Source organism: Ruegeria sp. AM4 (assembly GCF_056540665.1).
The window spans coordinates 360,930-384,406 of sequence record NZ_JBQFXD010000002.1; the positions used below are offsets into that span (position 1 = coordinate 360,930).

Sequence of the window (23,477 nt, forward strand, 5' to 3'; positions counted from 1 at the left end):
AAGGTGGAATTGTCAATGCGTTCCTTCAAATGTCCCAAAACCGATTTGAATTCAGTGCTGTAGAGGTGCCTGGTGTACGCTCGGACAACCGTGAACGGCAGCGATCTTGTCAACTCGCCAACGACAACAGGCCACCCGGCTGACGTTGGATTCGCCCCTCCAGCTCGAGATCCACCAATGCGGGGCCAAGCTGACCCGCCGAGGCTGCAATATCACGCAGCAATTGATCTTCGGCGATGGGCGAAGGGCCAAGACGATCCAGAATTTGCGCGTGCAGATCTTGAACCGGTACGTGTTCCGGCATGACCTCGGAAGTTGCGGGTCTCAAGGGCAACTGGTCCTGCGACGGCAGCGCCTCAAGGATATCCGATGCCGAACGGACGAGGATCGCGCCATCCCGGATCAACAGGTTGCAGCCCGCCGCCCGCGCGTCAAAGGGATGGCCGGGGACGGCCAGAACTTCGCGGCCCTGATCCAGGGCGTCGCGCGCCGTGATCAGGCTGCCGGACTTGGCGGCGGCTTCGACCACGACGACTGCGCGCGCAAGGCCCGAGATAATGCGGTTGCGACGCGGAAAGTGCCGGGCCTGTGGTGTCACACCCATCGGCTGTTCGGACACGCGCAGGCCTGCGGTTGCTATTTCACGCGCCAGATCCGTGTTGTCAGCCGGATAGATAACGTCGACGCCGCCTGCCATGACCGCGACCGTGCCTGTGTCCAAGGCCGCCAAATGCGCTGCGGTATCGATACCGCGCGCCAACCCCGAGACAATGACATGTCCCTTCTGCCCCAAATCGGTTGCGAGCCCTCGCGCCATGCGCGCGCCAAGCGACGAACAGTTCCGGGCACCGACCAGGGCAACTGCCGGAGATTGCAGCAGCGATACATCTCCAATGGCCCATAGCAGAGGCGGTGCGTCATTCAGATCATTCAGTGCTTGCGGGAAATCGGCGCCCCCAAGGCACAAAAGCCGCGCTTTGGCGGCTTTTGCGGCCTTGAGTTCCGCCTCGATCACGCCGGTGGGGCAGATTTCATACCCTTCTATTCCAGCGGCGCGCGCCATTTCCGGCAGCGCGGTCAGCGCATTCTGCGCCGAGCCATGTTCGCGCAGCAACCGACGAAACGTCGCCGGACCAACCTTGCGCGAGCGCAACAGACGAAGCCAGGAAAACCGGTCCTCTTCCGTGGTGGGTGGGAGTGGGGGGTGAATGGAAGAAAGCTGCTCTTCGGTCATCCGATGCTCCGCCTGATTGCAGAACTGGTTTACGGGCACCGGGGTTAACAGGCTGTGAATCGTAGAAAATTAGGTGAGAATTTTTACCGCTCAATTTGCGTAACAGAATTTAATAGCATGAAAACAAAAGAGAAAATTCGACAATGCCAAGTGCAAGTTTCATCCAATCCTTGTTGCGCCAAAGCCAATTCGCGGCGCAGCGTTAACGTTGCGCCACTGTCATTCATCCGATTCTGTCTCAGGCTGCGGATCCGCCCACAGTCAGCCCATCCATCAGAACAGTTGGCTGGCCGACACCGACGGGAACCCATTGCCCGTCTTTGCCGCAAGTGCCCATGCCGGGATCCAGCGCCATGTCATTGCCAAGCCCCCGAATGCGTTTCAGGGCCGAAGGCCCGTCACCGATCAGCGTCGCCCCTTTGACCGGAGCACCGATTTTGCCGTTTTCCACGCGATAGGCTTCGGTGCAGGAGAATACGAATTTGCCATTGGTAATGTCGACCTGCCCGCCACCGAATCCGACCGCCCAGATGCCATCCTTGATGTCTGCCACCAGTGAGGCCGGATCGGCATCCCCGCCCAGCATGATCGTGTTGGTCATACGGGGCATGGGTTTGTGGGCATAGCTTTGCCGTCGACCGTTGCCGGTGGGCGCGACACCCATAAGGCGTGCGTTCTGGCGGTCCTGCATATAGCCCGTCAGAACCCCATCCTCGATCAGCACGGTACGTGAACTGGGCGTACCTTCGTCATCGATGGTAATCGAACCGCGCCGATCCGCGATTGTGCCATCGTCCACCACGGTCACGCCTTTCGAGGCGATCTGCTGCCCCATCAACCCGGCAAAGGCCGAGCTGCCTTTGCGGTTGAAGTCACCTTCCAACCCATGGCCGATCGCTTCGTGCAGCAGAATGCCGGGCCAGCCGGGACCTAGCGCCACCTCCATCACGCCAGCCGGGGCAGGTACCGCGCCCAGATTGACCAGCGCGATGCGCAACGCCTCGCGCGCCTTGGCCTGCCAGTCGGTTGGGTCGATCAGACCGTTCAAACCGACGCGACCGCCACCCCCGGCAGAGCCACTTTCCCGTCGACCATTCTGTTCGACGATGACCGAGACGTTCAGGCGGGTCATGGGCCGTACATCACGGACCAGAATGCCGTCGGGGCGCAAAATCTCGATCTCTTGCACAGCGGCAGCGATGGTTGCGCTGACCTGCACGACACGAGGATCCAGGTCCCGGGAAAAGGCGTCGATCTCGCGCAGGGTCTCGATCTTAACCGGGAAGCCTGCGGTTTCGATCGGGTCTTCGTCCGTGTAAAGCCGCGTATTGGTGGCGCGCGGCGGGTCGGCCAATGTGCCCCCGCCTTCGCCCACAGCCAAACGGGCGGTTTCCGCCGCGCGTTTCAGCGCCGGGATCGACACGTCCGTCGAATGGGCGTAACCGGCAACGTCGCCCTGCACGGCGCGCAGGCCAAATCCTTCGGACGCGTCATAGGATGCGGTGCGCAGGCGCCCGTCATCAAAGACCAGAGATTCGGATTTGCGTCGTTCTACATAAAGCTCCCCATCCTCGGCACCGGCGGTTGCAGATTGCAGAACCGCAAGCGCCTCATCCTGCGGAAGAGCGCTTTCAAACGGGCGAAACGGGTCGTTCGACATCAGTTGGGACCTTTCGGGTTTGATCCAGATCAAAAATAGCGTCTGTTTGACGCAAGCATTTTGCTTTATCTACCCGACGGAATATGGTTTTTAACGCGGCCAAAGACAACGGGAGAGGTGCGACCGATTCACACCTTTTCGCCAGAGACGCAAAGATCAAACGATCAGGACAGAAAATGAAGAATGCTTTGATGCTTTCGGGGCTTGCAACTGCCCTCTCCAGCCTTCCCGCCATGGCTCAGGAGCTTGAGATTATTGGCAAGCCGGTTGCCGGCGGTGTTGGTTTCCAGCCTGCGACCACCAGCCTTGCCGAAGGGATTCAGCGTCTGGACAACATGATTCTGGTGATCATCACCGTGATCTGCCTGTTTGTCGCCGGTCTGCTGATCTACTGCATCGTGCGCTACAATCAGCGCGCCAATCCGACCCCTGCGCGATTCTCGCACTATACCCCGGTCGAGATTGCATGGACCTTGGGTCCGATCCTGATTCTGGTTTTCATCGGGGCATTCTCGCTTCCGGTTCTGTTCAAGCAGCAAGAGATTCCGGAAGGGGATGTCGTGATCAAGGTCGTGGGTAACCAGTGGTACTGGACCTACGAGTATGTTGACCACGACTTCGCGTTTGACAGCTATCTGCTGGGCCATCCCGCCACGCTCGACGAAGGCGCACGCCCCGCGGATGCCGACGTCACTCCGTTTGTTCTGGACGACGCGATGCGGGCCAAGCTGACCGATGCCGGTTACAGCGAAGACGAATGGCTGCTGGCCACAGATACCGCTGTGGTCGTGCCGGTTGGCAAAATCATCGTGATGCAGGTGACCGCATCGGACGTGATCCATGCGTGGACGATCCCGTCCTTTGGCGTAAAACAGGATGGCGTACCCGGTCGTCTGGCCGAGCTTTGGTTCCAGGCTGACAAGGAAGGCATCTATTTCGGTCAGTGTTCGGAACTGTGCGGCAAGGACCACGCCTATATGCCGATCACCGTCAAGGTTGTGAGCGAAGAGGCTTACGAGCAATGGCTGCAAGGCGCTCTGGAGGAATATGCGGGTGCCCCCGCAACTTACGAGGTTGCCTCGAACTAAGCCCTTTGCGGCCTGGTTAACACATGCAGGCTGCGCGGTGATCGCGCAGCTTTCGCCCTAGAAGGACCGGACATGAGCGACGCAAGCATCAATGCCAGCACCGTCTCTGCGCAGCACCGCGCGGACGAGGCCAGCTTTGGCGATTATTTCGCCTTGCTCAAGCCGCGCGTTATGTCGCTGGTCGTGTTTACCGCTTTGGTCGGTCTGCTGGCGGCTCCGGTCCCGGTGCATCCTTTTGTCGGCTTCTGCGCCATCCTGTTCATCGCCATCGGCGGCGGCGCGTCGGGTGCGCTGAACATGTGGTGGGATGCGGATATCGACAAGGTAATGAAGCGCACCAAGGGCCGCCCGATTCCATCCGGCAAGGTTGAAGAGGGCGAGGCGCTTGCACTAGGTCTGGCCCTGTCCGGCCTGTCCGTGATCATGCTTGGCCTTGCGACCAACTGGTTTGCAGGCGCGTTTCTGGCCTTCACCATCTTTTTCTATGTCGTGATCTATACGATGTGGCTGAAACGGTCGACGCCGCAGAACATCGTGATCGGCGGCGCAGCAGGGGCATTTCCACCGGTGATCGGCTGGGTCGCGGCGACAGGATCGATGACGCTGGAGCCCTGGTTGATGTTCGCCCTGACCTTTATGTGGACGCCGCCGCATTTCTGGGCGCTGGCGCTGTTCATGCGCTCGGACTACGACGATGCGGGCGTGCCGATGCTGACGGTCACCCATGGCCGCCGCGCCACCCGCTGGCATATTCTGGTCTATACCGCTCTGCTGGCGCTGCTGGCAGTTGGAACCGCCTTTTCGGGTATCGGTGGGCCGGTCTATCTGGCGGTCGCAATTGTGATGAATGCGCTGTTCCTGCGGGGGGCGTGGAAGATCTCGCGCCGGACCGAGGACGACGCGGAAGCCGACAATTTCAAGATCGAGCGCGGGTTCTTCAAACTCTCGCTGCTGTACCTGTTCCTGCATTTCGGAGCGATCCTGGCCGAAGCCCTGTTAAAGCCCTATGGGCTGGGAGGCTGGTCATGAGCCTGCGCAAAAGCCACGAATTGCATCAGCGTCGGTTCAGTCGCAACCTTGGGGTCGGGCTGACACTGGCGGCGTTTATCGTGATCATTTTCGGCCTGACGGTCGTCAAGGTATCCGGAACGGATTTCGGAATGGCCAGCGAAGAGGTGCAGAACTGATGGCGATGTCGGGACCTCAGAAAACGGTGGCCCAAACCGTGGGTGTGGTTGTCCTTATGGGCAGCCTCGCTTGGGCAGCGGTGCCGTTTTATGACTGGTTCTGCCGTGTGACCGGGTTCGGCGGCACCACCGGTGTCAGCGCGACCGCACCTGACGATATTCTGGATCGCACCGTTACCGTCCGTTTTGACGCCTCGAAAGCCAAGGATATGGCCTGGGAGTTCAAGCCGGTCGAACGTGAGATGGAAGTGCGTATCGGCGAAACCGGACTGGCCTTTTACGAGGCACATAATCCGACGGATCGTCCGATCGCGGGGCAGGCGTCCTATAACGTCGCGCCGTATTCCGCCGGAGGGTATTTTCAGAAAATCGCCTGTTTCTGCTTTGAAGAGCAGGTGCTGCAACCCGGCGAAACAGTGCAGATGCCGGTGACCTTTTTTGTCGACCCCGAAATGGTCGAAGATCTGGAAGCCAAATACGTGCATACGATAACGCTGTCGTATACATTCTACGAAATTGACCTGCCCGAGGGCTATGCCGCCCTCGATCCGCAGGCAGATACAAACACGAACTAACGCCTTTAGGTGAGGGACTCTGATGGCACACGCAAAAGACCATGATTATCACATTCTGAACCCGTCGATCTGGCCACTGATCGGCGCGGTATCCGGCTTTGTGATGCTTTTCGGAGCCGTTCTTTGGATGCATGGGATCACCCCGTGGATCTTCTGGATGGGCCTGATCGGTGTTCTCTACACCATGTTCGCCTGGTGGTCCGAGGTTGTGGTTGAAAGCCGTCAGGGCGATCACACGCCGGTCGTGCGCATTGGTCTGCGCTATGGATTCATCCTGTTTGTGATGTCCGAGGTGATGTTCTTCTTTGCCTGGTTCTGGTCGTTCTTCAAGCATCGCATGTATCCGATGTACGACTATGCCGGCACCGAATACATCCAGCCGGATATCCACGCAGTCGACCCGTTCCACCTGCCGCTGATCAACACTCTGGTCCTGCTGCTGTCAGGCTGTGCCATCACTTGGGCGCACCACGCGCTGGTGCATGACAACGACCGCAAAGCCCTGATCAACGGTCTGGCCATCGGTATCGTTCTGGGCATCGCGTTTACTGCGTTACAGGGTTTCGAATATTATGAACTGCTGGCGCATGAAGGCTGGAAGTTTGGCGACGATCAGTTCTATTCGAACTTCTTCATGGCAACCGGTTTCCACGGTTTCCACGTGATCATCGGAACGATCTTCCTGTCGGTCTGTCTGATCCGGGCGCTGCGCGGAGATTTCACGCCTGAGAAGCACGTCGGTTTTGAAGCGGCGGCCTGGTACTGGCACTTCGTGGACGTTGTCTGGCTGTTCCTGTTCTTTGCCGTCTACATCTGGGGTCAAGCCCCGCTGATGTAGCGCAGCCAGGATAATCCAATTGCAAAAGCCGCCCCTTGGGGCGGCTTTTTCGCTATTCCGGGCGCAAAATTGCGCCCGATACAATTGGGCGGTTGCAAATCGCGCAACTCGCCCCTTAACAAGACGCCGGTTCCTGCAAGAAGGTTTTGCCCCGCCATGCGCCGTACTTTGTTCCTGCTGATATTCGGTGTCGCCGGTCTGGGCGTGCTGCTGTGGCTGGGCATTTGGCAGGTGCAGCGGCTGGCCTGGAAGCAGGAGATTCTGAACGAGATCGAAACCCGCATCTCGGCAGACCCCATCGACCTGCCGTCGCAGGTTTCGGTCGCTGCGGACAAGTACCTTCCCGTGACCGTTTCCGGTGAGATGGAGCCTGGGGAGATACACGTTCTGGTCTCGGTCAAACAGGTCGGGGCGGGGTACCGGATCATCCAGTCCTTCAGTACTGAAGGGCGGACCATTCTGGTGGACCGTGGGTTTGTTCCGACGACCGCCAAGGATGCAGAGCGCCTTAACGGTTCGATGCAAATCACGGGCAATCTGCACTGGCCGGATGAGATCGACAGCTATACGCCCGAGCCCGACATAGAAGCCAACATCTGGTTCGCGCGTGACATACCCAATCTGGCCGCCGCGTTGGGCGCTGACCCCGTGCTGCTGATCGCAAGGTCCGAGACGGATCCGAACGTGACGCCGCTGCCGGTGGACACGGCGGGCATCCCGAACGATCACCTGCAATACGCAGTCACATGGTTTGGTCTGGCTCTGGTCTGGGCCGCAATGACCGGCTATTTCCTGTGGCGCAGCCGCACCCCTTCTGAGAGAGAAGAGCAATGAAATACATCTCGACCCGTGGCCAAGCGCCCGAACTGACGTTTGAAGAAGCGATGCTGACCGGGCTGGCCCGCGACGGCGGCCTGTATCTGCCCGCCGAGATCCCGGTGATGAACCATGATGAGATCGCTGCGCTGGCTGGCCTGCCCTATGAAGAGATCGCGTTCCGTGTGATGTGGCCCTTTGTCAGTGGCTCATTTGCCGAGGACGAGTTCAAGGCCATCATTGCGCGCGCCTATGAAGGCTTTGGTCACGACGCACGGGCGCCGCTAAAGCAGTTGAACGAGAACCATTTCCTGCTGGAACTGTTCCACGGGCCGACGCTGGCTTTCAAAGACTTTGCCATGCAGTTGATTGGTCAATTGTTCCAGGTTGCCCTGAAACGGCGAGGGGACCGTGTGACCATCGTGGGCGCGACCAGCGGCGATACCGGCTCGGCCGCGATCGAGGCGTTCCGGGGGCTGGACGCGGTGGATGTATTTATCCTGTTCCCCCATGGCCGCGTGTCCGAAGTGCAGCGTCGCCAGATGACGACGCCTGCGGACAGCAATGTGCATGCTTTGGCCGTGGACGGGGATTTTGATGATTGTCAGGCCGCGCTGAAGGACATGTTCAACGATTTCGACTTCCGCGACGGGGTGAAGCTTGCCGGCGTGAACTCGATCAACTTTGCCCGTGTGCTGGCGCAGATCGTCTATTACTTCTCGGTGGCGGTCAGCCTTGGTGCGCCGCATCGCAAGGTCAGCTTCACCGTACCGACGGGCAATTTCGGCGACATCTTCGCGGGCTATCTGGCCAAGCGCATGGGGCTGCCGATTGACCGGCTGGTGGTTGCGACCAACCAGAACGACATTCTGCATCGGTGCCTGTCGGGTGAGGGGTATTTCAAGGGCGAGACCATCCCCTCGATCAGCCCGTCGATGGATATTCAGGTCAGTTCGAACTTTGAACGGGCGCTGTATTATGCCTATGGCGAGGACGGCAGCGCTGTGGCGCAGTTGATGGATGAGCTCAAGACCGGCGGCTTCAACGTCAGCCAGGGCGCGATGGAAGCGCTGCACGAAAGTTTTGACTCGGGGCGCGTGTCCGAGGACGAAACGCTTGCAACGATCAAACACACGCTGGCCCATAGCGCGGAACTGGTCTGCCCGCACACGGCTGTTGGGATCAAGGTCGCCGAAGAACACCGTTCCCCGGACGTCCCTATGATCACTTTGGCCACCGCGCATCCGGCGAAATTCCCGGCGGCGGTCGAGAAGGCGAGCGGCGAACATCCGCCTCTTCCATCCCGCATGTCTGATCTGTATGAACGTCCGGAACGGGTGACCCGCATCGCCAATGATCTGGGTGCCCTTGAGGATCATATCAGAAGGCACATCGCTGAGTGACTGTCAGACAAGACCAACTGAAGAACGGCTTTCGTATCGTCAGTGAACATATGCCGGGGCTGCAATCTGCGGCCATCGGCATCTGGGTGACCGCCGGAGGGCGGCATGAGCGGATCGAGCAGAACGGTATCGCGCATTTCCTTGAACATATGGCATTCAAGGGAACCGAACGGCGCTCGGCTTTGCAGATTGCCGAAGCGATCGAGGATGTGGGCGGCTATATCAACGCCTATACCTCGCGCGAGGTGACGGCCTATTACGCGCGTGTTCTGAAAGACGATGTGGCATTGGCCATGGATGTGATCGGTGACATCGTTCTGAACCCGGTTTTCGACCCGCGCGAGATCGAGGTCGAACGCGGCGTGATCCTGCAGGAGATCGGCCAGGCCTACGACACGCCGGACGATGTGATCTTTGACTGGCTGCAGGAGCAGAGCTATCACGATCAGCCGCTGGGCCGGACCATTCTGGGCCCCTCGGAACGGGTTAGCGCGTTCTCGCGCGAGGACCTGTCGGGCTTTGTGGCGGAACATTACGGCCCGGACCAGATGATCCTTTCCGCCGCCGGTGCAGTGGACCATGACGAACTGATGAAAATGGCCGAGCAGATGTTCGGGCATCTGAAATCCCGCAAGGGTCTGGTTCCCGATCCAGCGCGCTTTACCGGTGGCGAAGCGCGGCAGCAAAAGGATCTGGAGCAGGCTCATTTTGCCCTGGCGTTGGAAAGTCCAGGCTACCGCGACGATGCGATCTATACCGCGCAGATATACTCGACCGCTTTGGGCGGGGGTATGTCGTCGCGGCTGTTCCAGGAAGTCCGCGAGTCGCGTGGCCTTTGCTATACGATTTTCGCGCAGACCGGGGCTTATGCCGACACTGGCACAACCACGATCTACGCCGGAACCTCTGCGGATCAGGTGGGTGAGTTGGCAACGATCACTGTCGACGAGATGAAGCGCGCCGCCGAAGACATGAGCGCCGAAGAGGTCGCCCGTGCCCGCGCACAGATGAAGGCGGGCATGCTGATGGGGCTGGAAAGCCCTTCGAACCGGGCGGAACGTCTGGCGCGGCTGGTTCAGATCTGGGGTGCCGTGCCGTCGCTGGAAGACACGATTGCCAAGATTAATGCGGTCAGCACCGAGGATGTGCGCGGATTTGCCGAAGAGATGGCCGTCCGCGCCCGCGCGGCGCTGGCGCTCTACGGGCCAGTCTCTGGCGCACCAACGCTGGCCGAGTTGCAGGAGAGGCGCGCGGCGTGATGCTACTGGGCCGACGCAAGCTGAAACTCGAAACCGAGCGCCTGAGCCTGCGCCCACCGGTGCATTCCGATTTCAACACCTGGGCGGCGCTGCGTCGTGCGTCCAAGGATTATCTCACCCCGTGGGAGCCGATCTGGGCCAAGGATCACCTGAGCCGCAAGTCCTTCACCAACCGAGTCTATTGGGCGCAGCGCTCGGTGGCCAGCGGAACCGCGATTCCGCTGTTTCTGTTTCGGCGCTCGGATGACGCTCTGTTGGGGGCGATCACGCTGGACAACGTGCGCCGTGGTCCGGCGCAGGCTGGTACGCTGGGTTACTGGACCGGGCAGGCCTTTGCCCGGCAGGGGTATATGCGCGAAGCGATCGGCGCGATTGTGCATCACGCCTTCACCCGTCTCGACCTAAGCCGGATCGAGGCCGCGTGCCTGCCCGAAAACAAGCCTTCGCGCGGGCTGCTGGAAAGCTCGGGGTTCAAATACGAAGGTGTGGCGCAGTCCTATTTGCAGATCAACGGGCGGTGGCGGACGCATGTGCTGTATGCCAGCCTGCGCTCGGACCGGCGCGGCAAAACCGACGCGGGATAAAGGGCGCCTGCGATGCGATTTTGGGGCGCTGCCCCGGGTGCGGCAGGCCGTGCCTCCCCCGGGATATTCTTGGCCAGGTGAACAAGGGGCATGACTTGGGGCCGTCTTGCGCTACACTCATGCCATGCGCTGGGTTGTAGCGGTATTGTTGATGATGATCTCGGGTGGTGCCGCAGCGCAGGAGCGGCGGCCGAGCCATTGTATTGCCATCGCCGATGCAGCGCCCGGTATCGCGTATATCCACAAGGCAGCCTGGCAGGATCCGGTACCTGAGTTTTCTGTTCGGATCAGTTACGTCGCCCATGCGTCGTTTCTGATTCAGACGCAGGGCGGATTGAACGTAGTGACGGATTTCACCGGCTTTGTCGGGGGTGCCGATCTGATCCCGGATGTGGTTACCATGAACCACGCGCACAGCACCCATTGGACAGCGCATCCTGACCCGGCAATTCCGCATGTGCTGCCGGGTTGGGGCGAGTTCGGGCAAGGGATCGAACACCATTTGGATCTTGGCGAGATGTTGGTGCGCAACGTGTCGACGGACATCCGATCAGTCTATGGCGGGGTGGAAGAGCGGGGCAATTCCATCTTCGTGTTCGAGGTTGCGGGCCTGTGTGTCGGCCATCTGGGGCACTTGCATCATGTTCCGACGGATGAGCAGTTTGCGGCGCTCGGGCGGTTGGATGTGGTGATGGCGGCCGTGGACGGAGGGACAACCATGCCGTTACCCGAGATGATCTCGGTTTTGAAGCGCCTAAAAAGCTCGGTCATTATTCCGATGCACTGGTTTTCTGATTTTTCGCTGAATCGGTTTCTGGTCGATATCCGCGGAGAGTTTCCGGTCGTCCGGGACGGGGTGTCCGAGATTGTGGTCTCGTTGCGTACCTTGCCGGATCGGCCCACCGTTGTGGTGCTGGAACCCCAATACCTGATCGACCTGGAATAGGTCTTGCCGCAGTCGCCCACCTCGGGCACTTAGGGTGTATGACCCTGAACCCCGCAGACGATATTCTGGCCACTGCAATCCGCGAGCGATTGGGCGTGGATGTGCTACGCCCCCCAAGTCCGCGCCATCTGGAGGAACCGCGTCGCACGTTTTCCGGACAAGGCGGTCTGCTGGCCCTGCCGCGGAGCGTCGATGAGGTTGCCGTATTGGTGCAATTGGCATCTGATGCGCGTGTCGCTGTGGTGCCCTATGGCGGTGGCACCGGCCTGGTCGGTGGTCAGGTCATGCCGGATGGCCCCGCGCCGCTGTTGGTCTCGACAGAACGACTGACGGCGATCCGGGCAATCTATCCGACCGAGAATCTGTTGATCGCCGAAGCTGGTGCAGTTCTGGCCGATATTCAGACAGCGGCCGAAAACGCCGACCGGCTGTTCCCGCTGTCATTGGCTGCGCAGGGGTCTTGCAGTATCGGTGGCAATCTGGCGACCAATGCCGGAGGGGTGAATGTACTGCGCTATGGCAACGCGCGTGATCTGTGTCTGGGTCTTGAGGCGGTATTGCCCAATGGCAAGGTGTGGAACGGCCTTGGACGGTTGCGCAAGGACAATACCGGCTACGATCTGCGCAATTTGCTGATCGGTGCCGAAGGGACGCTTGGGATCATTACGGCGGCGACGCTGAAGCTGTTTCCAAGGCCGGCATCTGTTGGGACCGCGATGCTGCATGTAGCGTCGCCCGAGGCCGCAATCCGCTTGTTGTCTTTGGCGCGGAACCAGGTCGGCGACCAGGTCAGCACTTTTGAGCTGATCCATCGTCAGGGTTTGCAATTCCTGTCAGAGGTTTTGCCGGACATGCGTCAGCCATTTCAATCTCAACCCGAGTGGAGTGTGTTGATTGAGGTTGGCCTAACCGCCGCGCAAAACCCATCTGACATGCTGGAAGCTTTGTTTGCCGCAGCTGAGGCCGAAGAGCTTGTCAGTGATGGCGTCATCGCCCAGACCGAGGCGCAGCGCATCGAACTGTGGGCGTTGCGCGAAAACATCCCCGAGGCCAACCGGCTGATCGGGTCGATCTCGAGCCACGATATCTCGGTGCCGATATCCGAGATCCCCGACTTTGTCCGGAAGGGGCACGAGGTGATTTCAGCGTTGGGCGCGTTCCGTATCAATTGCTTTGGGCATCTTGGCGACGGGAACCTGCATTACAACGTCTTTCCGCCCGTTGGCCAAGATCGAGCGGCCTATGAAAACATGCGTTTGACCGTGAAGACAGCGGTTCACGACCTTGTCCACGCCTTTGGCGGCTCGGTCAGTGCGGAACACGGGGTAGGGCGACTGAAGGTGGACGATCTTGAACGCTATGGCGACCCGACCAAGTTGCAAGCGATGCGGGCAATAAAAACCGCGCTGGACCCAAAGGGGATTATGAACCCCGGGGCGGTTCTGCGGGTTTGACTGCGGCCCGGACAAGCCGGGCCGCGACAACCAAGGCGTCAGGAGCCTGGCAGAATAACCTTGTCGATGACGTGGATCACGCCGTTTTCGGCTTCGATGTCGGCCTGAATAACGTTGGCGTCGTTGACCATTACGCCGTTATCCAGATCAATTGTAATGTTACCGCCCTGAACGGTTGCTGCCGTCATATCGTCCGACAGGTCGCCGGACATCACTTTGCCCGAAACAACGTGGTATGTCAGAACCGCAACCAATTGATCCTTGTTTTCGGGCTTTAGCAGATCTTCCACCGTGCCTTCCGGCAGGGCGGCAAAGGCATCATCGGTTGGGGCAAAAACGGTGAACGGGCCCTCGCCCTTCAGGGTTTCAACCAATTCGGCGGCCTGCACAGCGGCCACCAGAGTGCTGAAACTGCCTGCGCCCACTGCAGTATCCACGATATCTTTAGCGTGGCCGTCCGCGAGGGCGGAAGTTGTCAACAGAACACTTGCTACGCTGGTCACAGCGAATTTGCGAAACATGGCATGAATTCCCTTTTGTGAAATGCCTCAACTGGCATCATCTTGGGTACGGCCCATGGTCGCAAAGGGATCACCGGAACGATTGTCCGAAAAGGTGTTGAAAAGCGGTCAAGGTGCGCTAAGCCGCGCACCTGCCAAATTTCCAGTCACGGTTTTGTGAAGCGCGAGGGTCTACAGCCCCTCGAACTCGCACAGAACGTGCACGTCCATGCCCATCTCTTCCAGAGCCTTCCGGCCACCAAGCTCGGGCAGGTCGATGATGAACGAGCAAGAGATGATTTCGCCACCCAACCGCTCGATCAGCTTTATACCGGCAGCGGCCGTGCCACCTGTGGCCAACAGATCGTCGACTACCAGAATTTTCTCACCCGGTTGAATTGCGTCGTCGTGGATTTCGACAATCGCCTCGCCGTATTCCAGCTTGTAATCTTGGCTTATTGTTGTGCCAGGCAGCTTGCCTTTTTTTCGGATCGGTACGAATCCGACGCTTAGCTGATGGGCTATGGCGCCGCCCAGAATAAAGCCGCGCGCCTCAAGGCCCACGACCTTGTCGATGCGCTCGCCTGCATAAGGGTGCAACATCTGGTCGATGGCCATGCGAAACCCGCGCGGATCAGCAAACAGCGTCGTCACATCGCGAAACATGATGCCTTCATGCGGGAAGTCGACGATGGTTCGAATGTAATCTTTGACCGTCTTGTTTCTGGACATGGGCCACCCCTTTGGCGTCAAAACACGCGGGCGTGTGTGGCCCATCGGGGGTGGTCATGCAAGGCAAGTTTGCGCCCGCGGTTATTTGTGCCGTGGTTTGACCGTATTTGGTAGACCGTAATAGCGATACAAAACCGGAGGCAGCCACGACAGGTGCGGTTTGCGCCAATTGCGTTGATCCCGCAAAAGAAATGCCTGAGCAGTATGAAGGTTCATTGCTTAATTCCTTTTTTTTTGTTAGGTGCCCGATAACGACAAATTCTATGCGATGTATATACAATGCATCTCGGAAAGAATCAAGATTCAAAGCGGGAACTGGGCGCGTGGCGAAGAAAGACAGTAAGGTTTCTACCAAGAAAAACAGTCAGTTGGTGTTGCGTCTGGACAAGGACGAACGGGATGCCTTTGTCGAGCTTTGCAAAGAGCTCGACACATCAGCGGCGCGTGAAATCCGGCGGTTCATTCGTGGGTTCATGAAAGAAAACGCCGAAAACTGAGTGTCAGGCTGGGCGGCGCAGAACTGCTGTTGCAACCCCCATACCGATCAGGGTCACACCTCCGAAACGGGTCAGGGCGGTGATCGTGCCCGGACGGCCGATCATTTGGCGCAGCTTATCTGCCAGCAAGGCATAGGCCAGGGCGTTCAGCCAGGCCAGTCCGACAAATGTCGCGATCAGAATGGCAAACTGTGGGCCCAGCGGATCGGCAGGGCGCAGAAACTGTGGCACGAAGGCGATGAAGAAGGCGATGGATTTTGGGTTCAGCGCAGTAACGGCTGCGGCGTGGCCAAAGACCCCCCTGGCGGTGACATTCCGACCTGTCTCAACCGCCTGCAACCCGTCGGAGGGGGCACTGCGCAGCAATTTGAGGCCAAGCCAGACCAGATAGGCCGCGCCGACCCATTTGAGGATGGAAAACAGCGTGGCCGAAGCCAGTACAAGTGCGCCAAGGCCCAGAAGGGACGCGCTCATCGCAATCAGATCCCCCACCGCAACACCTGTTGCCGAAGCTACTGCAACGCTGCGGCCTTTGGACAGGGCATAGCTCAGCACCAACAAAACAGTTGGGCCGGGGATCAGCAAAAGGGCCGTAGAAGCGGCCACAAAGGCCAGCCAAAGATCAATCGACATGGTTCACCTGCAAAATTTGACGCAGCAAGCCCGCTTACGAGTTCCGCGTCAACCCCTTTGACGGCTCGGTCACGATGCGCATCAACGCCTCAAGCGGACCGCGTTTGAATTTTCGGGACCAAACCAGCGTGTAGGCCGACGACAGGATGCAAAAGCCGACAGCACAGGTGAAAACCTGTGTGGTGGTCAGTCTGCCGTCCAGCAATCCGGCCTCGTCCAGAATGCCCATGCCGATCAGAATATGCGCCATATAAAGCGTCAGGCTTTGCCGCCCGGGGGCCGTCAATGCCGAGGCAATCGGAGTTCTTTCAATTACGGGCCAGAATTTAAGTAGCAATCCGATCACAACACAGGCCGATCCGGTTCCGGCCAAAATATAGAACGGGCCGGGTGGGATGGATTCGGTTCCCAAAAAGGCGGAAAGGTCCGGGTCGCTGGTCAGCATTTGCGGAAACAGCGCCAGCACAGCGGCGCCAAACCCCCACATGATCAATCGGTGCTGAATGCAGGTTGTATGCAACCCGCTCCGGCCGATTGCCATGCCGATCAGCAGAAAGGCTGCCCATGGGAACACAGGATGCCAACCGTTGAAGAACAGGTTGCGCAGAAAGCCTGGCACGGTCCAGAGGTCTTCGTAGATCAGCGCGTCCCAGTCCCAGCCCTGATCGTAATCAACGACCAGATGCGCGGCGATCGACAGCGCAACCAATGCGAAGGCGCCAAGCCACATCCCTCGGGGTGAGGCGGTCAGGAACATTGCGCCGACCACGAAATAGAGTGCGTAGAAGTGCAGGATATCGGCGTCAAATATCGTCATGTTGAGCAGGCCAAGCACGAACAGAAAGGCCGCACGGCGCAAAAGGACCGAGGCACAAAGGCGAGAAAGGCCGACGCCGATCCCGGCCAGAACAACAAAAAGGGATGCGGCGCGCCCCTCTAGCGCGTCGATCAGGACCGAGGCCCAATCCTGGCTTGGGGCGACCTCGGCGGCGATGCGGAAATTTACCAGAACCATGCCGCAAAACGCCAAAAACCGGGCTGCATCCAGGGCATCAAGACGAGTCATTCTGGCAGGTTTCCAATAGCTTGTGTTACAGTGTGCTATGGTCTTCAATGGGTTCGCGGCGGGGCGATTTCAACGCTGATCCGACAGATTACGCGTCAGTTTTGCAAGCGGGCAACAGGTTTAAGATTGGATTAAACCGTCAGGCCGTATCTTGATTCTGATACGGGCATGCCCACTCTCATTGCACACCCAGACGATCGGAGGGGACCGATGACGCAGACACCTGAGATGAACGCCGGCCCGATCCGGGACACCGTCCCGTCAAGGGCGGCAAGGATCAAGGGGGCCATTGTTCTTGCAGCATTGGTTCTGGCTGCGCTCTATGCAATTGCTGTCAGCTACATGTATGTCAATCAACGCTCACTTTTGTTCAAACCCGAAGGCGAATTGCCCCAGCCTGGCGCGGTCGGTCTGGCGGATGTCGAAGTCGTTTCCTTGCCAATGTCCGATGGCGTCGTCCTGACGGCGTGGTCTGCGCCGCCTGCGGTGGAAGATGCCCCGACGGTGCTGTTCTTTCATGGCCAGAGCGGCAATCTGGGCGATCGCGCGGATCGTATGCGCGAAATTCTGAACAGTGGCTACGGTCTACTCGCCCCCAGCTATCGTGGCTTTCCGGGCAGTGAGGGCGAGCCGTCCGAAATTGCGCTGATCTCGGACGGGATTCAGATGTTTGACCGGCTGCAAGGGCAGGGCGAGGATGTGGTCCTGCATGGGCAGAGCCTTGGCACCGCCGTCGCGGCGGCTGTTGCGGAACAGCGCCCGAATGCGCAGCTGCTGGTGCTTGAGGCCCCGTTTACCGCGACCGTCGATGTCGCAACCGAGCGTTATCCGTGGTTGCCGGTGTCCGCACTGATGAAAGATCAGTTCGCGACCCGCGATCTGATCGAACATATTTCGGTTCCGACCCTGATCTTTCACGGCACCAACGACGAAACGGTTCCGTTTCATCACGGTGAAGCCTTGTCGGAAATGGCCAGGGACAACACGCAACTGCATGTGGTCCCGGACGGAACCCATAATGACTTGTGGTCACACGGGTTGTGGGATGAAGTGCAGAAAAGCCTGACTCAGAACTGAGACAGGCATATTCAGAGAATTCGACCCGCCACCGCATCCAGCTTTGCCATCAGCGCCGGGTCGCGCTTTTCTGGGGCTGTCAGGATCGCATATTCCAGCGCCCGGTCGCAGCCATGCGGGCAGGGCGCGCGCTCGGTTCCTAACAGCGCGGGCAAGCCCTTGACCAATGCTCGACCCTTGTCGGCGTTGCCGGTCAGGGTGGCGATGATCGCGGTCACATCGACCTCGCCGTGGTCGGGATGCCAACTGTCATAATCCGTAACCATCGCGATCGAGGCATAACAAAGCTCGGCCTCGCGGGCGAGTTTCGCTTCGGGCATGTTGGTCATTCCGATCACATCGCACCCCCATTGCTCTCGATACATCTTCGACTCGGCAAGGGGCGAGAATTGCGGGCCTTCCATTGCCAGATAGGTGCCCCCGCGATGTATCGTTATGCCGGCGGCCTTGCCTGCTGTTTCGCAGGCGTCCGACAGACGCGGACAGGTCGGATGGGCGACACTGACATGCGCGACACAACCAGAACTGAAAAAGCTTTTTTCGCGCGCAAAAGTCCGGTCGATGAACTGGTCGACGATGACAAAGTCGCCCGGGGCCATGTGTTCGCGAAACGACCCACATGCCGAGACTGAAATCACATCCGTCACTTCCAACCGTTTCAAAGCGTCGATATTGGCGCGATAGGGCACATCGGTTGGCGAATGCACATGCCCGCGCCCATGGCGGGGCAGGAACGCCATCTCGACGCCGCCGAGAGACCCGGTCAGGATTTGATCCGAGGGGGTACCCCAGGGGGATTCCACACTGACCCATTCCGCGTTTTCCAGGCCATCGATGTCATAGATTCCCGATCCTCCGATAACGGCGATTTTGGTTTGGGTCACTTCGGCTCTCCGCGTGAAATTAATGTTCAAGGATTTGTGCTGGGGCGGGGGCAATTTGGCAAGTGGCTTCAACCATTTGTGTGTTTTGCGGTTTAGCTATGCATTTGTTGCATGACAGGGTCCCGATTTGTGCAGTACCTCTTGCACTGTTTGACCGCTAGAAGACCCCTTTCGCGCGAACATGATGACCCACAGGACCAATCCATGCCCCGAGCCTTGCTGGCAAGCTTTGCCAATCGCCTAGCCATACCCGATCTGCGTTGGATGCCTGACGAGGGGTTCACCCTGTCGCGCATCCGGATCGAGCTTTTGTCGGGCCTGACCGTGGCACTTGCGCTGGTGCCGGAGGCCGTGGCCTTTGCCTTTGTCGCCGGAGTGCACCCGCTGGTTGGTCTCTATGCCGCGTTTCTGGTGGGGTTGATCACCGCTCTGATCGGCGGTCGCCCGGGTATGATTTCCGGTGCAACCGGCGCTTTGGCCGTTGTGATGGTGGCTTTGGTTGCGCAGCATGGGGTCGAATACCTGTTCGCAACCGTTGTTTTGATGGGGATTTTGCAGGTGATCGCCGGGGCCATGCATTGGGGCCGCTTTATCCGCCTTGTCCCGCATCCGGTGATGTTGGGCTTTGTGAACGGCCTGGCCATCGTGATCTTTCTGGCGCAGTTGGGGCAGTTCAAAGTCCCCGGAACAATGGAGAATACAGGTCACGGCATGAGCGGCGGTGAATGGCTATCGGGTATGCAACTTTACACCATGCTGGGTCTGGTGGCTCTGACGATGGCGGTGATCTGGGTGATGCCGCGCGTTACCCGCATCATTCCTGCTCCGCTGGCCGGGATTGTCGTGGTTGCAGCTCTGGTGATCGGTCTGGGCTTGGATGTGCCGCGCGTTGGCGATCTGGCGTCGATCGAGGGCGGTTTGCCGTCCTTCCACATCCCGATGGTGCCGCTGACGTGGGAAACCTTCAACATCATCCTGCCCTACGCAGTCATTCTCGCCGCCATCGGCCTGATTGAATCCCTGCTGACCCTGAACCTTGTTGGCGAAATCACCGGCAAGCGTGGCGGAGCCTCGCAAGAATGCATCGCGCAGGGTGCGGCCAATGTCGTGACCGGGTTTTTCGGCGGCATGGGCGGCTGTGCGATGATCGGCCAGTCGATGATCAACGTGAAATCGGGCGGTCGGACGCGTGTTGCGGGCATCGCCGCGGCCCTGTTCCTGCTGGTCTTTATCTTGTTCGCCGCCCCGTTGATCGAGCAAATTCCGCTGGCTGCGCTGGTGGGCGTAATGTTCATGGTGGTGATCGGTACGTTTGCCTGGAACTCGTTCAACATCATGCGAAAGGTGCCCGCGATGGATGCCTTCGTCATTGTGCTGGTTACCGTGGTGACCGTGATGGAGGATCTTGCGGTTGCAGTCGTGGTCGGCGTGATCGTCTCGGCGCTGGCCTATGCCTGGAACAACGCCAAGCGCATCCACGCGGAAACGCGCGAGTCGATCACCGAAGAGGGGGCGAAGGTCTACGAGATCAAAGGCCCGCTGTTTTTTGGATCGTCCGAGGGTTTTGTCGAACTGTTCGACGTACCCAACGACCCCGAGATTGTGATCGTCGATTTCGCCGACAGCCGCGTTGTGGACCAGTCGGCCCTGCAGGCGATCGAGAATGTCGCTGCAAAGTATGAGGCCGCCGGTAAGCGCGTGATGCTGCGGCACCTGAGCCGGGATTGCCACAAGTTGCTGAACAAGGCCGGGCACCTGATGGTCGACAGTGACGATGACCCCGACTATGGACTGGTGGTCGACTATTCAGTGCGTACCGGAATTCTGGGTGGGCATTGATATTTTTTGCGAGGCGCTGCCTCGCGCTCCGAGATATTTTTTTAAACAGAAGAAGCAAGGATCTCCTGCTTCATCTGACTAATAATATTCCGGGGGAGGTACGGCTTGCCGCAACGGGGGCGTGCCTCCAATGCTCAGTCGTCGGGTCTGCTGAGAGAGAACAACTCGGAGACAACCGCGTAATCGCGATATCCCAACCGCGCCAGGGGTTGGAATGAGGTGACATCGAATTTGCCGTCGCGGATGTGATCGTCGTGCAGATGTACGCCAGTGACCTCGCCGAAGACCACTCGGTTCGCTTCCCCCGGCAGGTTCACGATCTGAGTTAGTTTGCATTCCAGCGCAGCCGGTATGTCATTGATCCGCGCGCAACCGATCGTCTCGCATTCGACAGGGGTCAACCCCGCATGATCGAATTCATCGACATGCTTGTCCAACCCGGCAGAGCTGGCGTTCATCGCGTCCCGATGGGAATGGCTAACGATATTCACACAGAACACCCCGGTTGCCTCGATATTGGCCAGGCTATCCTTGGTCCCGTCCTGATCGTGCTTTGACCCGGTCGATGCAAACATCACTTGCGGTGGGGTGTAAGCGACCCCATTGAAAAAGGAGTAGGGGGCCAGGTTGTTGATCCCGTCCGCGTCGCGGGATGAAATCCAGCCGATGGGGCGTGGGGTGATGATGGCGTTGAACGGGTTGTGCGGCAGGCCGTGGCCGTCGTCGGGGCGATAGAACATCTCGGACTCCAAGCATTTGCTCAAGGCGTATCGAAGTGATAGGGCGAATTCCAGCAGGGAAATGAGGGCTGGGGTGCAGCAGTTCGAGATCAGGCCGGAGGGGCTGGAGGATTGGTGGGAGGTCGAGGCCCTCTATGACCTGTGTTTCGCACCAGGGCGCGAAGCGCTGTCTTCGTATCGGTTGCGCGACGATGTCGATCCGGTTGCCGGGCTCTCACTGGTTGCGCGCGATGGTCAGGGTATTCTGGCGGGGGCCATCCGGTTTTGGCCGGTCCATGTTGCCAACAACGATGCGCTGTTGTTGGGGCCGGTTGCAGTCCATCCGACACATCAGGGCGAGGGATTGGGCCGGTTCCTGATTGATCAGGGTGTCGGCGCCGGACGCGAATTGGGGTGGGATCGCGTGATGCTGGTGGGTGATGCGCCATATTACGCGCGATTTGGCTTTATGCCTCTGGTTGGGGTCGAGATGCCGCCTCCAACCAACCCCGAGCGCGTTCTGGGACTGGATCTGACCCCCGGAGCCTGGGCGAACATTGCGGGACCGGTTACGCGCTGGACGCGCTGACCCATTGAAAATCGTCGGCAAAATGCCAATGTCTTTCCGGCAGGAGGGCATATATGCAGGACGTGGTTCTGATTGAAAAGGTCGACGCCGACGTCGAATTGGATCGGTTGGCGCAGCATTACAAATCGGCAGGTGGTACCGGAGTGAAACTGTTGAACCGCTTGGGTGGTTCGGCCGAATCCCTGTTGGAGCAACTGCCGGAACCTGTCCGAAATGGGCTGACCGAGGCCACCGAGCAGGCGCTATGGATGGCCATGTACGCCGCTCAGGGTTCGCGCAGGGCGGTGCCGGATCAAAGCCCTTGGGTCAATACCGCTGTGACCACCGCGATGGGTGCGGCTGGCGGGCTGGGCGGTGTTACCACGTCTTTGGTGGAACTGCCGGCGACTACGGCGATGTTGCTGCGCGCCATTCAAGGTGCATCTGCGCGCGAAGGGTTTGATCCTGCGGCGCAGAACGTCATGTTCGATTCGATTCGCGTGCTGTCTGCGGCGGGTCCGATGTCCGAGGATGATGGTGCGGATCTGGGCTTCTTTTCCGTGCGTCTCACGTTGACGGGACCGACGATGCAAAGGCTGATCGCAGCGGTTGCGCCGCGCTTGTCGGTTGTGCTGGGTCAGAAACTGGCAGCCCAATCCGTGCCGGTTCTGGGGGCGCTTGCGGGGGGTGGCACGAACTATGTCTACGCCCGGTACTACCAGCAGATCGCGCGGGTACATTTTGGCTTGCGTAGGCTGGCGATTGACGCCGATATCCATCATTCCGAACTCGTTGAACGCCTGACCCATCGCATGCGGAATTGAAAAGCGCAGAGCCGTTCACCCGCAGGTGCCTTTACATATTTGGTGTCTGATGCTGTACTGAACACAAGATAGGGCAGTAAGACCGTTTGAGAGGTGGCGGCGAAGCGATGGGTTCAGAGCTGACGATCAAGCCACACCGACCTGCGCATGTACAACCGGTTTTGGCCCAATCAGCTGCTTTGTGCTATCGTATCGAAAAAGGCAAACTACGGGTTCTGCTGATTACAACACGTGGTTCCCGTCGCTGGATCATACCGAAAGGGTGGCTCAGCAAAGATTTGTCCCCGGACTGCTCGGCCATCCGCGAAGCGTGGGAGGAAGCGGGTGCAATCGGGCATGGCGCAAAGGTGCCGCTTGGGCGTTTCTCGTATTTAAAGAACCGTTCGGGGAAAGGGCCTGCGCTAGTACTTGTCGACGTTTTCCCGCTGTTCGTGCAGCGGCTTGCATTGAAATACCCGGAATCCGGCGAAAGGAAACGGAGGTGGTTTTCGCCGAAAAAAGCATCGCAACGGGTCGCATTTCCAGAACTGGCGGCGCTGTTGCGGGGGTTCGACCCCAAACTTAATTGAACGACCACCGGAAAGACTTGAATTTGCCCGGTTGCCCGGTATCTATTCGCCAACCGGCAATTTGGATGGAATATGATTCAATACGCACTGAAATGCCGTCACGGCCACAGTTTCGACAGTTGGTTCCAGTCGGCCGAGGCATATGACAAGCTTGCCGCGGCAGGGCTGGTTGTCTGTGCCGTGTGCGGGTGCTCGGATGTGGAAAAGGCCGTAATGACGCCCCGTGTTCGTCCGGCGCGGCAAGGCAAGCCTGCGAAGAGCAGCGCCGAGAGTGATCGGATCGATGTCGCCGCGATGAACCCTGAAATTGAAAAGGTTCTGAACGAGTTGCGTCGTAAGGTCGAGGAAAACTCGGACTATGTCGGCAAAGCCTTCGCCAGCGAGGCCCGCAAGATGCATCTGGGCGATGCGCCCGAGCGTCCGATCTATGGCGAGGCAAAGCCGGAAGAGGCCCAGTCCCTGATCGAAGACGGTGTACCGGTGGCGCCCTTGCCATTTGTACCCAGCAGAAAGACAAACTGACCC

The 23,477-nt window shown here is 59.1% G+C and carries 26 protein-coding genes; 18 read left to right on the forward strand and 8 right to left on the reverse strand.

Features of this window, described 5'->3' with window-relative positions; all coding sequences use genetic code 11:
- Nucleotides 1–109: 109 nt before the first annotated feature.
- Complete coding sequence (gene dprA, locus ACR0JA_RS07210) at nucleotides 110–1,234, reverse strand: DNA-processing protein DprA (protein ID WP_480572083.1); 1,125 nt, start codon at nucleotides 1,232–1,234, stop codon at nucleotides 110–112.
- 238 nt (nucleotides 1,235–1,472) lie between these two features.
- Nucleotides 1,473–2,894 (reverse strand): metalloprotease TldD, encoded by a 1,422-nt coding sequence (gene tldD, locus ACR0JA_RS07215; RefSeq protein ID WP_480572086.1) that lies wholly within the window; start codon nucleotides 2,892–2,894, stop codon nucleotides 1,473–1,475.
- A 176-nt stretch (nucleotides 2,895–3,070) separates the two neighbouring features.
- On the opposite strand from tldD, the gene coxB reads away from it, so the two are divergent.
- The 11 genes from coxB to ACR0JA_RS07270 all read left to right on the forward strand — a co-directional run bounded on the left by coxB (nucleotide 3,071) and on the right by ACR0JA_RS07270 (nucleotide 13,044).
- Complete coding sequence (gene coxB, locus ACR0JA_RS07220) at nucleotides 3,071–3,982, forward strand: cytochrome c oxidase subunit II (protein ID WP_480572089.1); 912 nt, start codon at nucleotides 3,071–3,073, stop codon at nucleotides 3,980–3,982.
- A 72-nt stretch (nucleotides 3,983–4,054) separates the two neighbouring features.
- Nucleotides 4,055–5,011 (forward strand): heme o synthase, encoded by a 957-nt coding sequence (gene cyoE / locus ACR0JA_RS07225; protein WP_480572092.1) that lies wholly within the window; start codon nucleotides 4,055–4,057, stop codon nucleotides 5,009–5,011.
- On the forward strand, nucleotides 5,008–5,169 hold the full coding sequence (locus ACR0JA_RS07230) for a hypothetical protein (protein WP_480572095.1): 162 nt from the start codon (nucleotides 5,008–5,010) through the stop codon (nucleotides 5,167–5,169). The genes cyoE and ACR0JA_RS07230 overlap by 4 nt, the downstream gene beginning before the upstream one ends.
- Nucleotides 5,169–5,744 carry a cytochrome c oxidase assembly protein gene (locus tag ACR0JA_RS07235; RefSeq protein ID WP_480572098.1) on the forward strand — a complete coding sequence of 192 codons (576 nt, stop codon included), beginning with the start codon at nucleotides 5,169–5,171 and terminating at the stop codon, nucleotides 5,742–5,744. The genes ACR0JA_RS07230 and ACR0JA_RS07235 overlap by 1 nt, the downstream gene beginning before the upstream one ends.
- Nucleotides 5,745–5,766: 22 nt before the next feature.
- Complete coding sequence (locus ACR0JA_RS07240; protein WP_480572101.1) at nucleotides 5,767–6,582, forward strand: cytochrome c oxidase subunit 3; 816 nt, start codon at nucleotides 5,767–5,769, stop codon at nucleotides 6,580–6,582.
- A gap of 156 nt (nucleotides 6,583–6,738) precedes the next feature.
- A complete protein-coding gene (locus tag ACR0JA_RS07245) occupies nucleotides 6,739–7,416 on the forward strand; it encodes an SURF1 family protein (RefSeq protein ID WP_480572104.1) in 678 nt (225 codons plus the stop codon).
- Nucleotides 7,413–8,801: a threonine synthase gene (gene thrC / locus ACR0JA_RS07250; RefSeq protein ID WP_480572106.1), complete on the forward strand. Its 1,389-nt coding sequence runs from the start codon at nucleotides 7,413–7,415 to the stop codon at nucleotides 8,799–8,801. Before ACR0JA_RS07245 ends, thrC begins: the two co-directional genes overlap by 4 nt.
- On the forward strand, nucleotides 8,798–10,060 hold the full coding sequence (locus ACR0JA_RS07255; protein ID WP_480572109.1) for a M16 family metallopeptidase: 1,263 nt from the start codon (nucleotides 8,798–8,800) through the stop codon (nucleotides 10,058–10,060). The genes thrC and ACR0JA_RS07255 overlap by 4 nt, the downstream gene beginning before the upstream one ends.
- On the forward strand, nucleotides 10,060–10,644 hold the full coding sequence (locus ACR0JA_RS07260; RefSeq protein ID WP_480572402.1) for a GNAT family N-acetyltransferase: 585 nt from the start codon (nucleotides 10,060–10,062) through the stop codon (nucleotides 10,642–10,644). The genes ACR0JA_RS07255 and ACR0JA_RS07260 overlap by 1 nt, the downstream gene beginning before the upstream one ends.
- 154 nt (nucleotides 10,645–10,798) lie before the next feature.
- Nucleotides 10,799–11,590: an MBL fold metallo-hydrolase gene (locus ACR0JA_RS07265; protein ID WP_480572405.1), complete on the forward strand. Its 792-nt coding sequence runs from the start codon at nucleotides 10,799–10,801 to the stop codon at nucleotides 11,588–11,590.
- 38 nt (nucleotides 11,591–11,628) lie between these two features.
- A complete protein-coding gene (locus ACR0JA_RS07270) occupies nucleotides 11,629–13,044 on the forward strand; it encodes an FAD-binding oxidoreductase (protein WP_480572112.1) in 1,416 nt (471 codons plus the stop codon).
- A 38-nt stretch (nucleotides 13,045–13,082) separates the two neighbouring features.
- On the opposite strand, the gene ACR0JA_RS07275 is transcribed toward ACR0JA_RS07270, so the two are convergent.
- Together ACR0JA_RS07275 and ACR0JA_RS07280 are read right to left on the reverse strand one after the other, a co-directional pair.
- Nucleotides 13,083–13,565: a fasciclin domain-containing protein gene (locus ACR0JA_RS07275; RefSeq protein WP_480572115.1), complete on the reverse strand. Its 483-nt coding sequence runs from the start codon at nucleotides 13,563–13,565 to the stop codon at nucleotides 13,083–13,085.
- Nucleotides 13,566–13,736: 171 nt separating this feature from the next.
- Nucleotides 13,737–14,276, reverse strand: a complete 540-nt coding sequence (locus ACR0JA_RS07280) for an adenine phosphoribosyltransferase (protein WP_480572118.1) — start codon at nucleotides 14,274–14,276, stop codon at nucleotides 13,737–13,739.
- Nucleotides 14,277–14,599: 323 nt separating this feature from the next.
- On the opposite strand from ACR0JA_RS07280, the gene ACR0JA_RS07285 reads away from it, so the two are divergent.
- Nucleotides 14,600–14,773, forward strand: coding sequence for a hypothetical protein (locus ACR0JA_RS07285; protein WP_480572121.1), 174 nt, complete (start codon nucleotides 14,600–14,602; stop codon nucleotides 14,771–14,773).
- A gap of 3 nt (nucleotides 14,774–14,776) precedes the next feature.
- On the opposite strand, the gene ACR0JA_RS07290 is transcribed toward ACR0JA_RS07285, so the two are convergent.
- The gene (locus tag ACR0JA_RS07290; RefSeq protein ID WP_480572124.1) at nucleotides 14,777–15,406 is read right to left on the reverse strand and encodes a LysE family translocator; all 630 of its coding nucleotides are present in this window, start codon (nucleotides 15,404–15,406) and stop codon (nucleotides 14,777–14,779) included.
- 34 nt (nucleotides 15,407–15,440) lie between these two features.
- Nucleotides 15,441–16,472, reverse strand: a complete 1,032-nt coding sequence (locus ACR0JA_RS07295; protein WP_480572127.1) for a DUF418 domain-containing protein — start codon at nucleotides 16,470–16,472, stop codon at nucleotides 15,441–15,443.
- Between the two features lie 210 nt (nucleotides 16,473–16,682).
- Between ACR0JA_RS07295 and ACR0JA_RS07300 the strand changes: the two genes are divergently transcribed.
- Complete coding sequence (locus tag ACR0JA_RS07300) at nucleotides 16,683–17,549, forward strand: alpha/beta hydrolase (RefSeq protein ID WP_480572130.1); 867 nt, start codon at nucleotides 16,683–16,685, stop codon at nucleotides 17,547–17,549.
- Nucleotides 17,550–17,560: 11 nt separating this feature from the next.
- Here ACR0JA_RS07300 and ACR0JA_RS07305 read toward each other — a convergent pair whose 3' ends face one another.
- The gene (locus ACR0JA_RS07305) at nucleotides 17,561–18,433 is read right to left on the reverse strand and encodes an S-methyl-5'-thioadenosine phosphorylase (protein WP_480572133.1); all 873 of its coding nucleotides are present in this window, start codon (nucleotides 18,431–18,433) and stop codon (nucleotides 17,561–17,563) included.
- Nucleotides 18,434–18,637: 204 nt separating this feature from the next.
- Here ACR0JA_RS07305 and ACR0JA_RS07310 point away from each other — a divergent pair, with 204 nt between their 5' ends.
- A complete protein-coding gene (locus ACR0JA_RS07310; RefSeq protein ID WP_480572136.1) occupies nucleotides 18,638–20,272 on the forward strand; it encodes a SulP family inorganic anion transporter in 1,635 nt (544 codons plus the stop codon).
- A 134-nt stretch (nucleotides 20,273–20,406) separates the two neighbouring features.
- Here ACR0JA_RS07310 and ACR0JA_RS07315 read toward each other — a convergent pair whose 3' ends face one another.
- On the reverse strand, nucleotides 20,407–21,012 hold the full coding sequence (locus ACR0JA_RS07315) for a flavin reductase family protein (RefSeq protein WP_480572139.1): 606 nt from the start codon (nucleotides 21,010–21,012) through the stop codon (nucleotides 20,407–20,409).
- A gap of 61 nt (nucleotides 21,013–21,073) precedes the next feature.
- Between ACR0JA_RS07315 and ACR0JA_RS07320 the strand changes: the two genes are divergently transcribed.
- From ACR0JA_RS07320 to ACR0JA_RS07335, 4 genes are all read left to right on the forward strand, one after another.
- Nucleotides 21,074–21,580, forward strand: coding sequence for a GNAT family N-acetyltransferase (locus tag ACR0JA_RS07320; protein ID WP_480572141.1), 507 nt, complete (start codon nucleotides 21,074–21,076; stop codon nucleotides 21,578–21,580).
- Nucleotides 21,581–21,633: 53 nt separating this feature from the next.
- Nucleotides 21,634–22,383 carry an EcsC family protein gene (locus ACR0JA_RS07325; protein ID WP_480572144.1) on the forward strand — a complete coding sequence of 250 codons (750 nt, stop codon included), beginning with the start codon at nucleotides 21,634–21,636 and terminating at the stop codon, nucleotides 22,381–22,383.
- Between the two features lie 107 nt (nucleotides 22,384–22,490).
- Nucleotides 22,491–22,952, forward strand: a complete 462-nt coding sequence (locus ACR0JA_RS07330) for an NUDIX hydrolase (RefSeq protein ID WP_480572147.1) — start codon at nucleotides 22,491–22,493, stop codon at nucleotides 22,950–22,952.
- Between the two features lie 72 nt (nucleotides 22,953–23,024).
- Entirely contained in the window at nucleotides 23,025–23,474 is a 450-nt protein-coding gene (locus tag ACR0JA_RS07335) for a DUF1178 family protein (RefSeq protein WP_480572150.1), read from the forward strand.
- The last annotated feature ends 3 nt before the right edge of the window (nucleotides 23,475–23,477 follow it).

Coding starts and splice junctions, on each gene's coding strand:
- dprA (WP_480572083.1), bottom strand. CDS start 1,234: ATGACCGAAGAGCAGCTTTCTTCCATTCACCCCCCACTCCCACCCACC.
- tldD (WP_480572086.1), bottom strand. CDS start 2,894: ATGTCGAACGACCCGTTTCGCCCGTTTGAAAGCGCTCTTCCGCAGGAT.
- coxB (WP_480572089.1), top strand. CDS start 3,071: ATGAAGAATGCTTTGATGCTTTCGGGGCTTGCAACTGCCCTCTCCAGC.
- cyoE (WP_480572092.1), top strand. CDS start 4,055: ATGAGCGACGCAAGCATCAATGCCAGCACCGTCTCTGCGCAGCACCGC.
- ACR0JA_RS07230 (WP_480572095.1), top strand. CDS start 5,008: ATGAGCCTGCGCAAAAGCCACGAATTGCATCAGCGTCGGTTCAGTCGC.
- ACR0JA_RS07235 (WP_480572098.1), top strand. CDS start 5,169: ATGGCGATGTCGGGACCTCAGAAAACGGTGGCCCAAACCGTGGGTGTG.
- ACR0JA_RS07240 (WP_480572101.1), top strand. CDS start 5,767: ATGGCACACGCAAAAGACCATGATTATCACATTCTGAACCCGTCGATC.
- ACR0JA_RS07245 (WP_480572104.1), top strand. CDS start 6,739: ATGCGCCGTACTTTGTTCCTGCTGATATTCGGTGTCGCCGGTCTGGGC.
- thrC (WP_480572106.1), top strand. CDS start 7,413: ATGAAATACATCTCGACCCGTGGCCAAGCGCCCGAACTGACGTTTGAA.
- ACR0JA_RS07260 (WP_480572402.1), top strand. CDS start 10,060: ATGCTACTGGGCCGACGCAAGCTGAAACTCGAAACCGAGCGCCTGAGC.
- ACR0JA_RS07265 (WP_480572405.1), top strand. CDS start 10,799: ATGATCTCGGGTGGTGCCGCAGCGCAGGAGCGGCGGCCGAGCCATTGT.
- ACR0JA_RS07270 (WP_480572112.1), top strand. CDS start 11,629: ATGACCCTGAACCCCGCAGACGATATTCTGGCCACTGCAATCCGCGAG.
- ACR0JA_RS07275 (WP_480572115.1), bottom strand. CDS start 13,565: ATGTTTCGCAAATTCGCTGTGACCAGCGTAGCAAGTGTTCTGTTGACA.
- ACR0JA_RS07280 (WP_480572118.1), bottom strand. CDS start 14,276: ATGTCCAGAAACAAGACGGTCAAAGATTACATTCGAACCATCGTCGAC.
- ACR0JA_RS07290 (WP_480572124.1), bottom strand. CDS start 15,406: ATGTCGATTGATCTTTGGCTGGCCTTTGTGGCCGCTTCTACGGCCCTT.
- ACR0JA_RS07295 (WP_480572127.1), bottom strand. CDS start 16,472: ATGACTCGTCTTGATGCCCTGGATGCAGCCCGGTTTTTGGCGTTTTGC.
- ACR0JA_RS07300 (WP_480572130.1), top strand. CDS start 16,683: ATGACGCAGACACCTGAGATGAACGCCGGCCCGATCCGGGACACCGTC.
- ACR0JA_RS07310 (WP_480572136.1), top strand. CDS start 18,638: ATGCCCCGAGCCTTGCTGGCAAGCTTTGCCAATCGCCTAGCCATACCC.
- ACR0JA_RS07315 (WP_480572139.1), bottom strand. CDS start 21,012: ATGTTCTATCGCCCCGACGACGGCCACGGCCTGCCGCACAACCCGTTC.
- ACR0JA_RS07320 (WP_480572141.1), top strand. CDS start 21,074: ATGAGGGCTGGGGTGCAGCAGTTCGAGATCAGGCCGGAGGGGCTGGAG.
- ACR0JA_RS07325 (WP_480572144.1), top strand. CDS start 21,634: ATGCAGGACGTGGTTCTGATTGAAAAGGTCGACGCCGACGTCGAATTG.
- ACR0JA_RS07330 (WP_480572147.1), top strand. CDS start 22,491: ATGGGTTCAGAGCTGACGATCAAGCCACACCGACCTGCGCATGTACAA.
- ACR0JA_RS07335 (WP_480572150.1), top strand. CDS start 23,025: ATGATTCAATACGCACTGAAATGCCGTCACGGCCACAGTTTCGACAGT.